We start from the raw sequence: 14,502 nt of genomic DNA on the forward strand, positions 1-14,502 counted from the left end.
CGCGGCAGGGATCGACCGTTTAGGGTTGATGCCATGGCGCAGACGCCCGACGACGAGCATCCATCGAGTCCGACGACCCCCGGAGGCATCGGCATCTACATCGCCTCGGCCGAGGGCGACACCGGGAAATCCTCCATCGCGCTGGGCATGCTGACGTTGCTGTCGGCGACCCGCGGCCGGGTGGGAGTCTTTCGACCCATCTCCCGCGCAGCCGCCGGGGAACGCGATTACATCCTCGACCTGCTGATCGAGTACTCCTCGGCGGACATCTCGTATGAGGACAGCATCGGCGTCACCTACGAGCAGGTCCACGCCGACCCGGAGGGATCGATCGCGGAGATCGTCGCCCGCTATCACGCGGTGGAATCCCGATGCGACGCCGTGCTGATCATCGGATCCGATTACACCGACGTGGGCAACCCGTCGGAGCTGTACTACAACGCGCGGATCGCGGCGAACCTGTCGGCGCCCGTGGTGCTGGCGATCAAGGCCGTCGACCGAACTCCCGACGAACTCCGCGGCATCGCCGAACTCCTCATCGCCGAGATCGCCTCCGCGCACGCCACGACCGCCGTCGTCGTCGCCAACCGATGCGACCCGCAGCAACTCACCCAGATCCGGATAGCTCTGCGCGAGACCGGGGTTCCCGCATGGGCGTTGCCCGAGGAGCCGATTCTGGTGGCCCCGACGATGGCAGAGCTCGCCGAGGCGCTCGACGCCGAGCTCTACAGCGGTGATCCCGAACTCCTCGACCGCGAGGCGCTGCGCGTCATGGTCGGCGGCATGACGGTCGAACACATCCTCGAACGTCTCACCGACTCGACGGTGGTCATCACGCCTGCCGACCGTTCGGACGTGCTGCTGTCGCTGGTGAACGCGAACTCCGCGCAGGGGTTTCCGCGGCTGTCGGGCATCATCCTCAACGGTGGGCTGCGCCCGCATCCGATGATCGAGGCGCTCGTGAAGGGCCTGCGCCCGACCTTGCCGATCATCACCTGCGAGCAGGGAACCTACGAGACGGCGCGCACCGCCGCTCATACACGGGGCCGGGTCGGGCTCGGATCGGCCCGCAAGATCGACGCCGCATTCGCACTCATGGAACGTCACGTCGATCCGGTGGAACTGATGGCACCGCTGAATGTGGCAGTGCCCGAGGTGGTCACACCGCAGATGTTCGAGTACGGGCTCATCGCGCGGGCCCGTCGCGACCTCAAACACATCGTGCTGCCCGAAGGCAACGACGACCGAATCCTGCGCGCCGCAGGCCAATTGCTGCGGCGCGGCGTGGTCAGGTTGACCCTGCTCGGCGACCCGGCGGGTGTGCGTAAACGCGCCGAGGAACTCGGTATCGACATCTCCGAGGCCGACGTCATCAATCCTGCGACCGATCCGCTGCGCGACGAGTTCGCAGCGATCTATCACGAACTCCGCAAACACAAGGGCGTCGATCTCGAGACCGCCGGTGACCTCATGAGTGACGTGTCCTACTTCGGCACGATGATGGTCCATACCGGCCGCGCCGACGGAATGGTCTCTGGCGCGGCGCACACCACCGCGCACACCATTCGTCCGTCGTTCGAGATCATCAAGACCAAACCGGGCGTCTCCACGGTGTCGTCGGTGTTCTTCATGTGCCTCGCCGACAAGGTCCTCGCCTACGGCGACTGCGCCGTCGTGCCGGACCCGACCGCCGAACAACTCGCCGACATCGCGATCTCATCGGCAGACACCGCGGCGCAGTTCGATATCGATCCGAAGGTGGCGATGCTGTCGTATTCGACGGGCGCGTCCGGGTCGGGTGCCGATGTCGACAAGGTGCGCGTCGCCACCGATCTGGTGCGCGAACGGGCACCGGAGCTGTTGGTGGAAGGGCCGATTCAGTACGACGCCGCCGTCGAACCGTCGGTCGCGGAGACGAAGATGCCCGATTCGAAAGTTGCCGGCCACGCGACCGTGCTGGTGTTCCCGGACCTCAACACCGGCAACAACACCTACAAGGCGGTGCAGCGCAGTGCCGGCGCCGTGGCGATCGGGCCGGTGCTGCAGGGCCTGAACAAGCCGATCAATGACCTCAGTCGTGGAGCGCTCGTCTCCGACATCGTGAACACGGTGGCCATCACCGCGATCCAGGCGCAGAACGTCGCCGGTGCCGAGACGGCCGCCGCTCACTCTGCCAACTCCGCGAACTCCGTGGAGACGGCCGGATGAGCGCCGCGACCGGAGCTGTCCTGGTGCTCAACGCCGGGTCGTCGTCGTTGAAATACCAACTGGTCCAGCCGGATTCCGGCGACGTCATCGCGCAGGGTATCGCCGAACGGATCGGTGAGGAAGCAGCATCGCTGACCCACGAGCAGCACGGGGAGGTCATCACCGAGCAGGTGGCGCTGCCCGATCACAAGGCGGCGATCGAGCGCGCGGCGGAACTATTCGCCGCCAACGGCACGTCGCTCGTCGATGCGGGATTGAGCGCCGTCGGTCATCGGGTGGTGCACGGCGGCCGCACGTTCTACGAGCCGACGCTCATCGACGCCGAGGTCATCGCGGAGATCGAACGGATCTCTCCGCTTGCGCCACTGCACAATCCGGCGAATCTCGTGGGTATCCGCGCGGCCATGGAGTTGCTACCTGACGTGCCGTCGGTGGCGGTGTTCGACACGGCCTTCTTCCATTCCCTGCCCGAAGAGGCGTACACCTACGCGATCGACAGGGGTGTGGCCGACATCCATGCGTTGCGGCGCTACGGGTTTCACGGCACCAGCCATGAGTACGTGTCCGGGAAGGTCGCGGAGTTCCTCGGACGCGAGGACCTCGACCAGATCGTCCTGCACCTCGGTAACGGGGCGTCGGCGTCGGCGGTGCACCACGGATCACCGATCGATACCTCGATGGGGCTGACCCCGCTCGAGGGATTGGTCATGGGTACCCGCAGCGGCGACATCGATCCCGGTCTGATCCTGCACCTCAACCGCGTCGCCAAGTTGAGCGTCGATCAGATCGACACCCTGCTGAACAAGCAGTCGGGCCTCAAAGGGCTCTGCGGGGAGAACGACTTCCGGGCGATCACCGCGAAGATCGAGGCCGGCGATACGTCAGCGCGTCGCGCGTATGACGTGTACATCCATCGACTGCGGCACTACATCGGCGCCTACATGGTGGAACTCGGATCGGTGGACGTGATCACCTTCACCGCGGGCGTCGGTGAGAACGCGGCGTCGGTCCGCGCGGACGCTCTGGCGGGCCTGGAGGGGTTCGGGATGGTCATCGATGCGGAGCGTAATGCTGTGCGCAGCAAGGAGATCCGCCGGATATCGGCCGATGACAGCGCTGTCGAGGTACTCGTTGTGCCGACCAACGAGGAGCTCGCCATCGCCCGCCAGGCGGCCGCGGTCATCGGCGGCTGACGCGCTGGATCGATGGTGCGCTGACCGATGGTGCGGCGCGGCCCGATGAGGGATGCGAACCCGGCTGTGGATGAATTCTGCTCGGACGCGGTTGTCGCGATTACGGTGCCCGTATCGACATCGCCGATGGTGTCGATGGCGGCTCGACCGTCGACCGATGGCACCGGGGCGCACCATGTTCAGCTACACCGATTCACCCGCCGACGACAGGCTCCTGTCGACGTCGGATGATCTGGCGCTGATCGCCTCCGCCAACGATGCGGTGCGGTTGGAGAAGCAGGCGGCCGCGCGAAAAGTTCTGTGCGCGTACCGAACGCACGTCGTTATCGCGGCAGACATGCAGGAGTCGCCGACGGCGAGTCGCGTGAAGGACGGTCCCGACAAGACCGCCATCGGGCAGGTGTCGCGACGTCTGGGCGTCAGCGTCCCCATCGCCCGGAAGTGGGTGAGGCTCGGGGCTCAGCTGCAGGATCTTCCACGCGTCCGCATGGCTTTTCTGGAGGGACGGTTCTCGGTCGATCGCGCACGGATCGTTGCCGAGGAACTCGCCGTTCTCCCGGACGAGATGCGTGCCGGCGGCGAAGTCGACGCGCTGACGCTTGTCGACCGCGCCACCACAGACAAGATACTGCGCCGGCAACTGGCCGACTACGTACTCAGCCGCGCCCCCGAGCGCGCGCCGCAAGCGCGCGAAGAGTTCTCACGGCAGCGCTCGAATGTGGTGATCCGCGACGAGGTCCACGGACACACGAGCATCTCGGCGACCGTCCCCGCCGAGCACGGGGTGTGGTTGGACGAACAGATCACCGCTCTGATCACCGCTCGCCTGTGCGGAGGCGATCCACGAACCTTCGGGCAGCGGCGTGCCGATGCTCTGGCCGAGGTGAATGGGGTTCCCGGCGCGCACCTCGCCTGCCGGTGCGGGGACGCTAGCTGTCCGGCCGAGCCCGAGGTTCCGGCGGCTGCTGAATCCGCTGCTGAACCCACGGTTGATGCTCAGCCCGCAGCAGCAGAAAGTGCCAATCCTGCAGCGACTCCCGCCGATGCCGTTCCGCCGGCCGCCGATTCCTTCGAGCCGGCCGTACCGACTGAGCCGACCGAGCCCGATGTGGACGACTCCGAACTGGCCGAGTGCGATGCCGCCATCGATCCGGACGCCATCGATCCGGTCGTCACCGAGACCGACACCGACACCGACGGCTCCGCTCAGACCCGGCACGATCCCGCTCCGACCGGGCACGGTCTGACGATCATTGCCGACTCGGCCGGCGACCTGGCACCGGATCTGTCCGGCTACGGCCCCATCGACCCGGCGCACGCCGTCGCGCTGACCTCCGGGGATGCATTCGCAGCCGAACAGGTGACCATCGTCAAGCAACCTCGGCGCACACCGACGGTGATACTCCTCGGGCAACGCGCCGGACCACCCCGTGCCGTCGATTCCTCCGGGCATGGGGGTTTGAGCGCGCCACCACCCGGCGCGCTGACATACCATCCGTCCAAAGCCGTGCGTGAGCAGGTCTACTCGACCGATGACATCTGTCGCTACCCGTGGTGCGACCGACGGGTTGCCGACTGCCAACTCGATCACGTCGTGCGGTTCGATCACCTCGACCCGCGGCGCGGCGGATGGTCCATCTCGGACAATCTGATACCGCTGTGCCCCGTGGATCATCAACGAAAACACATGGGACTCTTGATTCCCACGCTTCTCGAGGAGCGCATCGTCTCGTGGTACGACCCCATCACCAAGCTGACGCTCGCCACCTATGCGTACTGAGTGCGTGGTCGGCATGCGTGTCGTCGACCAACCTCGGAGTCAGAACAACGTCTCGGGCCGAACATAATTCGCGAGATCGACCAGCATGAATCGGTGATCACGGTTGGTCCTGGTCTGGCGTGCCAACTGCCGCAGCGACTGCTCGGTGCCGCGTCGCAGGCCGAGTTCGGTGAACGGGAAACCGAGGAGTTTGGTGTTGGGTAGTGGTTCGGCATCGGGATGTGCGTCGATCCAGCCCAGCGCGGTGCCGAGCACGATCAGTGTCAGTCGGGCTTTGCGGGGATCTTCGTCGGGAATCCTGTCGAGTCGTTCGGCGGCCTCAATGATCTGGTCGCGGCTGACCTGAGCGGGTGGTCGGCCGTGAACGAGAACCAGGACGGCGGTCGCCCTGGCGGTGTTGAAGTGTCGACTGGTGGGTGGTACCTCGTCGAGCGGTTCGATAGCCTGTCCGATGTTTCCTTGCGCCGCATGCAGTCTCGCGAGGCCGAAGGCGGCCGTGACGATTCCGTGGTCGGTGAGCCACAGATCGTGATAGAGATGCTCGGCGACCTGGACGCTCTCCGCGATCTTCGCGGTGTGCTCAGGGGTGCTGTGTTCCTCGTCGGCCAGCCACCGGCCGATGAGCTCAGCAGTGCCCGCCACCGCCAACTTGGGGGCGATCTCGCCGGGCATCGCCTGCAGTACGCCGTCGAACCGCATGTACGCCAGCTCGGGCTCGCTGTTCATCAGCGCGCAGATCCCGATGTACCACTGCACCCGCCACGAATCGCCGTGGTGAATCGAGATGTCGCGCAGCAACTCCAGCGCGGTGTCCACGTCGTCGAGTTCGAGGTGTGCGCGGGCCTCGGCGAGGTCGACTTCCAGCGACGGGTGATCGCCGGAGACCGATGTGCCGAGCAACGACGAGAATCCGTTTGCGCGGGCCGCGCTGATCGAGTCCAACGTCTGTCGTGGATCGGAGAGGGCGGCAGAGGTCAGCACTGCCGCAGCGGGATCCGTCGGATCGACCAGCGGCACGGGGAGCGCCCGCGCAATGTCGACCGGATCGTAGAACGCTGCCTCGTCGGGATTGAAGAAACCATCGACCGGGCCGAGCAGCAGTTCGGTGCCGAAGGTCGAGCGCTGTGGCGTGAACACCGTCGACAACGACGGACGCGGAACGCCGGTGTGCAGGGCAACAACCTCACGTAGCACGTTGAGGACCTGCGTCGTCATCTCCTCTGCCGAGGAGAACCGCTCGTCGGGATCAACCGCCGTCGCCCGTTGCAGCAGAAGGTGATACGACGGGTTGTCGCGGAAGACCGGGGTGTCCTCCGCCGACGGCAGACCATCGAGGTACCGGCCGTCGCGCATGGGCATCGGAACCGTCAGGACGGCCAATGTGCGCCCGATGCTGTAGATGTCGGTGGCGATCTGTGGGCCGGTGGACACGATTTCCGGCGCCTGGAAACCGGGCGTCCCATAGAGGTGTCCGAAACCGTTGATCGCCGAGACAGCGCCGAGGTCGATGAGCTTCACCTCGTCGCTCCCGACCATGATGTTCTCCGGCTTGACGTCGTTGTACACCAGGCCGACCGAGTGGAGATATCCCACGGCCGGAAGCACTTCCAGAATGTAGGCCATCGCCTGCTCGATGGACAGCAGGTCGCCCTCGGCCTCCGATTCGGAGGTCATCTGTTTGAGGGTGCGACCGCCGATGTACTCCATCACGATGTAGCCAATGCGTTGCCCGCGATCGTCGGTGTGCTCGACGAAGTTGTAGATCTTCACGATCCCTGGGTGATTCACCGACGCGAGGAACTGGCGCTCGGCCAGAGCCACCTCCTGCGCCTCCGAGTCCGAGGAATTGAGCAGGCCCTTGAGCACCACCGGACGATCCGACACGTTGCGGTCCACCGCGAGATAGATCCAGCCGAGTCCGCCGTGCGCGATGGCTCCGGCGATCTCGTACTGATCTGCGACGAGGGTGCCGCTCACCAGTCCGGGCACAAAGGAGCACCGCGCACCACAGTTCGGGCACTCGCCAGTCAGGTCTCCCCGGTACTTTCCGGAACTGCGACCAACCGGCCGCCCGCACCGCCAGCACGTGCGCTTCTTCTCCGCGATGACCGGACTCGTCAGAACGGCGTCGGCCGGCTCGATGTCGTGGATCTTCGGCAGTTCGACCAGCCCGCTGCCCAGTCGCAGATCGTGCACCTGAGACCGGGTGCGGGGTACCAGCCGTCGGGTCTGGCCGACCGAGTTCAGGTTGTCGGTCGGGATCGAGGTCGTACTGGTCCGGCGGATGACCGGGTCGGTCGAGTCCTCGTGATCGTCGGCGAATGGATCGAACGTAACGGCCTGCGTGCCGACATCGAGATCGTCCGCCGCTGCGCGCTGCGTCCCGATGTCGAGATCGGTGAGCGACGCTCGTTGAGTACCGACCGGCTGATCGGACTCGTCGGTGGCGCCGGCGTCGGCATCGACGTCGGTTGGCTCATGCGTATCGGGGTTCGTGTCGCTCACCGCCTAATCCCGGTATACCGGCTGCGGTGGATAGCCCGGACCGAGGATCGAGAGCCACCGGTTGTACCACTGCTGCCACTGTCCGTCGGCACGTACCTGGGCGAGGACACCGTTGACGAAGCGGACCATGTCATCCTGCCCCTTGGGGATCCCGACGGCGTAGTACTCCGTGCCGAGGCTGGGCCCCACCACCTGCACCCACGGGTCCTGTTCGGCGAGTCCGGCGAGAATCGTGTCGTCGGTGCTGACGGCGTCCACCTGCCCCTGTTGGATCATCACCAGGCAATCGGCCCAGGTACTGGTGGTCACCATCTTCACCCGCGGTGCAATCGACTGCAACCGGCCGATGGACGTCACGCCGCGAGCGGCGCAGACCCGCTTGTCGGCGAGGTCCGCGGCGTCGGTGTTGCCGGAGCCGCGCAACGCCAGAATGCGTTGGGAAGCAACATAGTACGGGCTCGAGAACGCAACATCATGCAGGCGGTCGCAGGTCACGCTCATCGTCTTCACGACGACATCGACGGTGCGGTTCTTGAGCGCGTCGACGCGCTCACCTGAACTGAGCACGCGATACTCGATATGCGACGGGTCGTCGAAGATCGCCTGGGCGATGGCCCGGGCGAGATCGACGTCGAATCCCTGGATGTCGCCGGTGACCGGATCACGGAAGCTGAAGAGATTGCTGCCGGTATCGAGGCCGACGATGAGCCTGCCGCGCCACAGGATGTCGGCCATCGTCGTGCGGTTGGGCATCTGGCCGGGTTCGGGCATCTCGCCGGGGCGCAGACTGGTCGTCGCATCGCACGTCTCGGAATTCGGGGCGGGTTCGCGGGCCACGTCGAACGACGCCCCGGCCGGGGTCGGGACCAGGGCGGTGGCGCTTGGTGGCGGTGAGTTGGGGGCGGGGAAGTCCGCACACGCCGATGCCGTGACCGCGACGACGGCGGCCATCACGGCGCAGCACAGACCTCGACGCATCGTCATCGGTACTCCCGGATGCGGGGGATGAGTCCGCCGGCGAGGGCGAGCGCGGCGAACACCGCCAGCACCATGATGCCGGTGCCGGTGAACCCGATCACCCGCTGCGCGGTGTTGATGTCGTCGCGAAACGCCGCGCGGGTGGTGGTGATGCCGTCGACGAGCGCGGCGTCGACCTCGCCGAAACTGCGCGCAGAACTGATGGCGTCGGTGCCGACGGTGAGCATCCGCGCGGTGGCGAAATCGCCGGACTGGATCTCTGCGCGCACCGCGGCATCGGCGTCTTTCCATCGCCCGAGCGCATCGGCCGCTGCGGTCAACTGCGTCTGCGTCAACGATCCGCCGTCGGCGGCCGCGGAACTGCGTAGCGACGCGAGGATCTTGTCGATCTCGTCGGTCGATTGGGTGAAGGTCTGTTCCAGACTTGTCTGATCGCCGCGGCGTACCAGCGACAGGGTTTCGGCCGAGCGGGCTTGCTGGGTGAGGATGCGCGCAGAGGTCAGGTCGCGCAACGGATCCGCGCCCTGCACCTTTGCGTTGTTGGTCGCCGCAACAGACATCAGCCCCGACGCGAGCAGCCACACCGTGCCGACGACGACGGCGATCAGCGCCGCCACCACTCCGATGTTGAACCGGCGACGGACGCGCTTGGCGAGGTACCGGGAGGTCAGCACGAGCGCGACGATCAGCACGATCAGCGCCGTGTACACACCCCATGGCGGAACCGTCAGTGTGCGCTGCGGATCCGCGATGGCCGCAGACCGCTGCTCGTAGAGGCGTTGTGCAGCCGGAAGCAGATGATCCTGCATCAACGTCGACGCCTGGCCGAGATATGCCGAGCCGACGGGATTACCCAGCCGGTTGTTGGTGCGCGCGGTCTCGATGAGTCCGGCGTACACCGGTATCGAGGTGGCGAGTGTCTGGACGTCGGCCCGTGTCGCGTCGTCGACCGACGATTGGTCATTCGCGGCGTCGGCAGCCATCAGCGAGCCCGAGGCGATGATCAACGACGACGATGCGGTGGCGATGGCATCGGAGTAGCGCGTGCGCAGTTCCGGTGACTCGAGTCCGCCGGAGATGAAAGCGGAGTTCGCGGAGGCGTCGGCGACCGACAGAGAGCTGTAGAGGACCTGCGCGGCCTCGGCGAGGGGCTCGGCGCGGTCGACCATCAACTGCAGGGTCTGCGTTCGACGATCCAACACGCTCGACGCGTACCACCCGGTGGACAGGCAGGCGATGACCAGAGCCACCATGATCAGCACCAGTTTGCCGGGGGTGGTGACCGCGTAGTGGCGCAGTGTCGCCAGGGGGGAGGTCCGGTCCCGTTCGGCGGCGAGTTCCCGCTGTTCGGACAGCATCCGGCGCAGCGGAAGCTGAGGGACGGGGTTAGCCCGTCCGGCGCGGGTGAGTACGGTCCGCATGGTGGATGCGTGGCCGCCGGTCACCTCGGGTTCCTCCTGAACGCCCCGTGGAACTGATGCGGACGGTGTCCGCCTTCTGTGGCTCAGCGTAGTCCCACCGGTCACGCCCGGCGCGCAGAAGCATCGACCGTGTTGAATCCGGACCCGAGTGGATCGGTGACGGCGAAATCAGCGTCATATGTCGAGGGTGACGATGCGCTCACGCAGTCCCGGCCACGCCTCGGCGAATGCCGGGTGCAGCGGTAGCGTCTCGACCTGAGCCTCGGGTACCCACCGCAGCTCGGCGGATTCGCCATTGGCGATGGTGGCGACGGGCTCATCTGTCTCCGCGATCACCGTCGTATATGTCCAACCGTTGGGGGTCGAGTGGGTGACGAGCGCGGCGACGACGCGCAACTCGGCACTTCCGATCCCGGCCTCCTCATCGGCTTCCCGGATCGCGGTGTCCACCGCACTCTCGTGCGAGTCACGGGCACCACCGGGCAACCCCCACGTCCCGCCCTGATGCGACCACGCCGCGCGGTGCTGCAGCAGTACGCCCATCGACTCGTCGTGGAGGGGTGCGCGCAGCAACAGGCCCGCGGCGCCGTGCAGGCCCCAGTACCGCGCGCCGTCCGGGTCGAAAACCCACCCGTCACCGTCTCCGCGCACGTCGCCTCCTCGACTCCATCCGAAACTCCACCGTATGTGACCTGTGGGCGCGTTGACCAGAGCTGACCCCGGGGTGGGCGTAACACATCGCACGGGCTGGACGGGCTGGACGGGCTGGACGGGCTGGAGCCGCATTCGGTCGGATACTGCTCAGGTGTGTGTGAGTCGCAGTCGGTTCGCCCCTGCGATCAGGGCGTTGACATTGGCCATGTCCCCGGTGTCGCCGGTGCCGTACGCCCAGCACTGTCGATTGTCGTCTTCACAGAGCAGGTAGGTCGTGGTCTGGCCGTCGACCGCCAGACGTTGGTGCAGCGCGACGATGGCGACGGGCGCGCCGATCTCGTACAGCATCGAGGTCATGGCGCCGATCGGTCCGGACGCCGTGGCATGCAGGGACATGATCTCGTCGGCGACGGCCAGCGTCGCCTGGCATTCGACAAGGTCACCGCGGGCGGGCGCGACGCTGAAGGCGCCGAGCCGGATCGACCCTGTCGGTGCGAAGGTGTCGGTGAAGTTCTGCCAGGTCATGCCGGTCGCCTCCGCACGGATGCCCGCGGGGAGCGCATGCGCGGTCCATGGGTCGTCGAACGTGGTGGTGAACTGCTGGTCACCGCACCAGGATGGCCGGGTCGAGTGAATGGTGTGCATCGTGCGTGGTCTTTTCGGTCGAAGAGAAGATGACCGACAGAAACGCGCGACCGACCCGCAGCGGGGGGTCGGTCAGAGTCAGACCCCGCTGCGGCGGGTTACGAGCGCGTTGTTCATGCACATCATGATTCGACCACCATAGACCCGCCCTCGGAATCACGGCAACCGGGTTCGACGGCCTGGCGGTGCGTCAGGCCTGCCGCAAACCCGCGGCAAGTTCGGCGGCGGCCGCACGTGGGTCGTCGGCGTCGGTGATGGCGCGCACGACGACGGCCCGTCGCGCGCCGACCGCGGTGACCTGAGGTAGCCGCTCGGCGTCGATCCCGCCGATGGCGAACCATGGCGTGGTCGGGTCCAGCGCGGCGACGGCCCGCACGAAGTCCAGCCCGGTGCCTGCGCGCCCGGGTTTGGTGGGCGTGGACCAGCACGGACCGGTGCAGAAGTAGTCCACGTCGCCGTCTGCGAACGCGGCCCGTGCCTGCGATTCGTCGTGGGTGGAGATCCCGATGATCATGTCCGGTCCGACGATGCTGCGGGCCTGCGCCGGTGTCAGATCGCCTTGTCCGACGTGCAGGACATCGGCGCCGGCGAGGCGTGCGAGATCGGCACGATCATTGACCGAGAGCAGCGCCCCGCGGGCCCGGATCACTTCGCCGAGGGCGCCGAGGATGTCGAGTTCTTCGACCGCCTCGAGTGTCTCGAACTGCCTTTCGCCGACCGACCCCTTGTCGCGCAGCTGCACGATGTCAACTCCACCCTCGACTGCTGCGGCCACCACGTCGAGCAGATCACCGCGCTCCCGTCTTGCGTCGATGCAGAGGTAGAGGCGGGCTGCGGCCAGTCGCTCGCGGAGGTCAGAGGTGCTCACCGTCGCCAGCCTAGTGACGCCACGGAGGCACGACGTAGGGTGGAGGGCAGAGCACACGGGAGCCCGGGGACGCCGGGCTGAGAGTGCGGGCCGCTCCCGCAGACCGTTGGACCTGATCCGGGTAATGCCGGCGAAGGAAGGATGTGGCAGTCGATGCCGACCTCGAATCCGTACCGCGGAGACCTCACCGTCGTGGGCGGCGGAGTGGTGGGACTCACCTGTGCGTTGGCCGCCCTCGACGTCGGATGGCGTGTCACGATCGTCGACGACCCGTTCGGCGCGGAGGCGGGCTGGGTCGCCGGCGGGATGCTCGGCTCCCTGGGCGAGGGGCATCCCGGGGAGGAGGAGCTGTTCGGGATCACCTCCGATTCGGTGCGTCGGTGGCCGACGCTGATCGACCGTCTCGATGATCCGCTGATCGTGGCCGCCGCCGACTCGCTGTTCGTCGCGAGCACGGCCGCCGACGCCGCGCACCTGCGTCAACTGGCCGAGTTCGTGTGGGCGACCCAGGCCCGGACCCAGGGCGGCAGCGACCTGCGTCCCGTCGCCGCACGCGAGATCCGTTCGCTGGAGAACGCGTTGAGTTCCCGACTGATCGGAGGTTATCTCGCCTCCGGCGAAGCCGCTCTGGACAACCGGCACCTGCTACGCAGCCTGCGCGCCACTGTGCTGCGCGATGGCGCGATCATCACCGAACGCCACGTCGATGACCTCGCGGAGCTGGAGGGGGATCGGGTGCTGGTGGCCGCCGGACTCGGATCGTCGGCCCTCGTCGACGGCCTGGACCTGTACGCGACGAAAGGCGAGATCCTTCGGCTGGCCGCGAACTCCTGGTCCGTGCCGCCGCCGAGACACGTCGTCCGCGCACGCCTCGACGGGCGATCGGTGTATCTGGTTCCGCGCAAAGACGGAATCGTCGTCGGCGCAACACAATACGAGCCGGCCGAGGCCGCCGACCGTCATCCCCGGGCCGGTGGGGTCGCCGACCTGCTCGCCGACGCGGTGGCGGTGATGCCCGGCTTGAGTACCTACGACCTCGTCGAGGTGGCCGCAGGATTTCGGCCCACCCGTGCCGACGGCGTCCCCGTCGTGCGGGCCGTCGACGAACGGATTGTCGTGGCCACCGGGCACGGCCGCAACGGCATCCTGCTCGCTCCGTGGACCGCGCACCGCGTCGTCGAGATCCTCGACCAGGGTGTCGCCCACCACGAGTCCCACGACCTGAACACGCAGCACGATCCGGAGAAACAAGGAGTGGCACCGTGACCCTCATCATCAACGGCGAGCAGCAGACGGCCGCCGACGACCTGTCGATCGCCGACCTGCTCGCCACCTTCGGCTATCCGGACCAGGGCGTCGCGGTGGCCGTCGACGGCGCGGTGGTGCCGCGCAGCAGCTGGCATCGGCCGATCACCGCGGGCGCAGCGGTGGAGATCGTGACGGCGGTGCAGGGTGGCTGACGACCTACTGCGCATTGCCGACCGCGACCTCGGTTCCCGCCTCATCATGGGTACCGGCGGTGCGTCGAATCACGATGTCCTCGAACGTGCTCTGCAGGCGTCGGGAACCGAGTTGACCACCGTGGCCATGCGTCGAGTGAGCGCGGCGTCGGGCGCCGGGGTGATCGACCTGCTGACTCGTCTCGGCATCTCGATCCTGCCCAACACCGCGGGTTGTCACACCACCGCGGAGGCCGTGTTGACCGCGCAACTCGCACGCGAGGCGATAGGCACCGACTGGGTGAAATTGGAGGTCGTCTCCGACGATCGCACGCTGCTGCCCGACCCCATCGAACTCCTCGACGCCGCCCAGACTCTGGTGGCCGACGGATTCGTCGTCCTCGCCTACACCAACGACGACCCGGTCCTCGCCGCCCGGCTCGAGGATGTGGGCGTCGCGGCGGTGATGCCGCTCGGCTCACCCATCGGGACGGGGCTGGGTATCGCCAACCCGCACAACATCGAGATGATCGTCGCGGCGGCCGGTGTCCCGGTCGTCCTCGACGCAGGGATCGGCACCGCCAGCGACGCCGCGCTCGCGATGGAACTCGGCTGCGACGCAGTGCTTCTCGCGTCGGCGGTCACTCGCGCCGACGATCCCGTCGCCATGGCGGCAGCCATGGCGCATGCGGTCATCGGTGGGCGCCTCGCCGCTCGAGCGGGGCGGATACCCAAACGGTTCTGGGCGCGTGCGTCCTCGCCCGAGCGCGAGTCGTGACGGCGCGGTAGACCGGATCTGTCTATGGTCGGG

Annotated in this window: 12 protein-coding genes and 1 riboswitch; of the genes, 6 read left to right on the forward strand and 6 right to left on the reverse strand. The window is 67.0% G+C overall.

Features of this window, described 5'->3' with window-relative positions; translation table 11 throughout:
• The first annotated feature begins 33 nt into the window (after nt 1–33).
• The 3 genes from pta to ACZ4TW_RS15795 all read left to right on the forward strand — a co-directional run bounded on the left by pta (nt 34) and on the right by ACZ4TW_RS15795 (nt 5,181).
• Complete coding sequence (gene pta / locus ACZ4TW_RS15785) at nt 34–2,208, forward strand: phosphate acetyltransferase (RefSeq protein WP_465544055.1); 2,175 nt, start codon at nt 34–36, stop codon at nt 2,206–2,208.
• Nucleotides 2,205–3,401: an acetate kinase gene (locus ACZ4TW_RS15790; RefSeq protein WP_465544057.1), complete on the forward strand. Its 1,197-nt coding sequence runs from the start codon at nt 2,205–2,207 to the stop codon at nt 3,399–3,401. Before pta ends, ACZ4TW_RS15790 begins: the two co-directional genes overlap by 4 nt.
• A 175-nt stretch (nt 3,402–3,576) precedes the next feature.
• Nucleotides 3,577–5,181 (forward strand): HNH endonuclease signature motif containing protein, encoded by a 1,605-nt coding sequence (locus tag ACZ4TW_RS15795; RefSeq protein WP_465544059.1) that lies wholly within the window; start codon nt 3,577–3,579, stop codon nt 5,179–5,181.
• 39 nt (nt 5,182–5,220) lie between these two features.
• Here the strand turns inward: ACZ4TW_RS15795 and ACZ4TW_RS15800 are convergent, their stop codons facing one another.
• The 6 genes from ACZ4TW_RS15800 to thiE form a co-directional block, all read right to left on the reverse strand.
• A complete protein-coding gene (locus ACZ4TW_RS15800; RefSeq protein WP_465544061.1) occupies nt 5,221–7,686 on the reverse strand; it encodes a serine/threonine-protein kinase in 2,466 nt (821 codons plus the stop codon).
• Nucleotides 7,687–7,689: 3 nt separating this feature from the next.
• Entirely contained in the window at nt 7,690–8,637 is a 948-nt protein-coding gene (locus ACZ4TW_RS15805; protein WP_465544063.1) for a glutamate ABC transporter substrate-binding protein, read from the reverse strand.
• A 29-nt stretch (nt 8,638–8,666) separates the two neighbouring features.
• Nucleotides 8,667–10,022: a hypothetical protein gene (locus tag ACZ4TW_RS15810; RefSeq protein WP_465544065.1), complete on the reverse strand. Its 1,356-nt coding sequence runs from the start codon at nt 10,020–10,022 to the stop codon at nt 8,667–8,669.
• A gap of 237 nt (nt 10,023–10,259) precedes the next feature.
• Nucleotides 10,260–10,736, reverse strand: coding sequence for an NUDIX hydrolase (locus tag ACZ4TW_RS15815; protein WP_465544067.1), 477 nt, complete (start codon nt 10,734–10,736; stop codon nt 10,260–10,262).
• A gap of 150 nt (nt 10,737–10,886) precedes the next feature.
• A complete protein-coding gene (locus tag ACZ4TW_RS15820) occupies nt 10,887–11,384 on the reverse strand; it encodes a hypothetical protein (protein ID WP_465544069.1) in 498 nt (165 codons plus the stop codon).
• Nucleotides 11,385–11,574: 190 nt separating this feature from the next.
• Nucleotides 11,575–12,252: a thiamine phosphate synthase gene (gene thiE, locus ACZ4TW_RS15825; RefSeq protein WP_465544071.1), complete on the reverse strand. Its 678-nt coding sequence runs from the start codon at nt 12,250–12,252 to the stop codon at nt 11,575–11,577.
• A gap of 47 nt (nt 12,253–12,299) precedes the next feature.
• A riboswitch (TPP riboswitch) is annotated at nt 12,300–12,408 on the forward strand.
• On the opposite strand from thiE, the gene ACZ4TW_RS15830 reads away from it, so the two are divergent.
• The 3 genes from ACZ4TW_RS15830 to thiG all read left to right on the forward strand — a co-directional run bounded on the left by ACZ4TW_RS15830 (nt 12,406) and on the right by thiG (nt 14,469).
• On the forward strand, nt 12,406–13,518 hold the full coding sequence (locus ACZ4TW_RS15830; protein WP_465544073.1) for an FAD-dependent oxidoreductase: 1,113 nt from the start codon (nt 12,406–12,408) through the stop codon (nt 13,516–13,518). It overlaps the preceding riboswitch by 3 nt.
• Entirely contained in the window at nt 13,515–13,712 is a 198-nt protein-coding gene (gene thiS, locus ACZ4TW_RS15835; protein ID WP_465544075.1) for a sulfur carrier protein ThiS, read from the forward strand. The genes ACZ4TW_RS15830 and thiS overlap by 4 nt, the downstream gene beginning before the upstream one ends.
• Nucleotides 13,705–14,469 carry a thiazole synthase gene (gene thiG, locus ACZ4TW_RS15840; RefSeq protein ID WP_465544077.1) on the forward strand — a complete coding sequence of 255 codons (765 nt, stop codon included), beginning with the start codon at nt 13,705–13,707 and terminating at the stop codon, nt 14,467–14,469. The genes thiS and thiG overlap by 8 nt, the downstream gene beginning before the upstream one ends.
• The last annotated feature ends 33 nt before the right edge of the window (nt 14,470–14,502 follow it).

The sequence above is a fragment of the Agromyces sp. NPDC029043 genome, assembly GCF_055564615.1.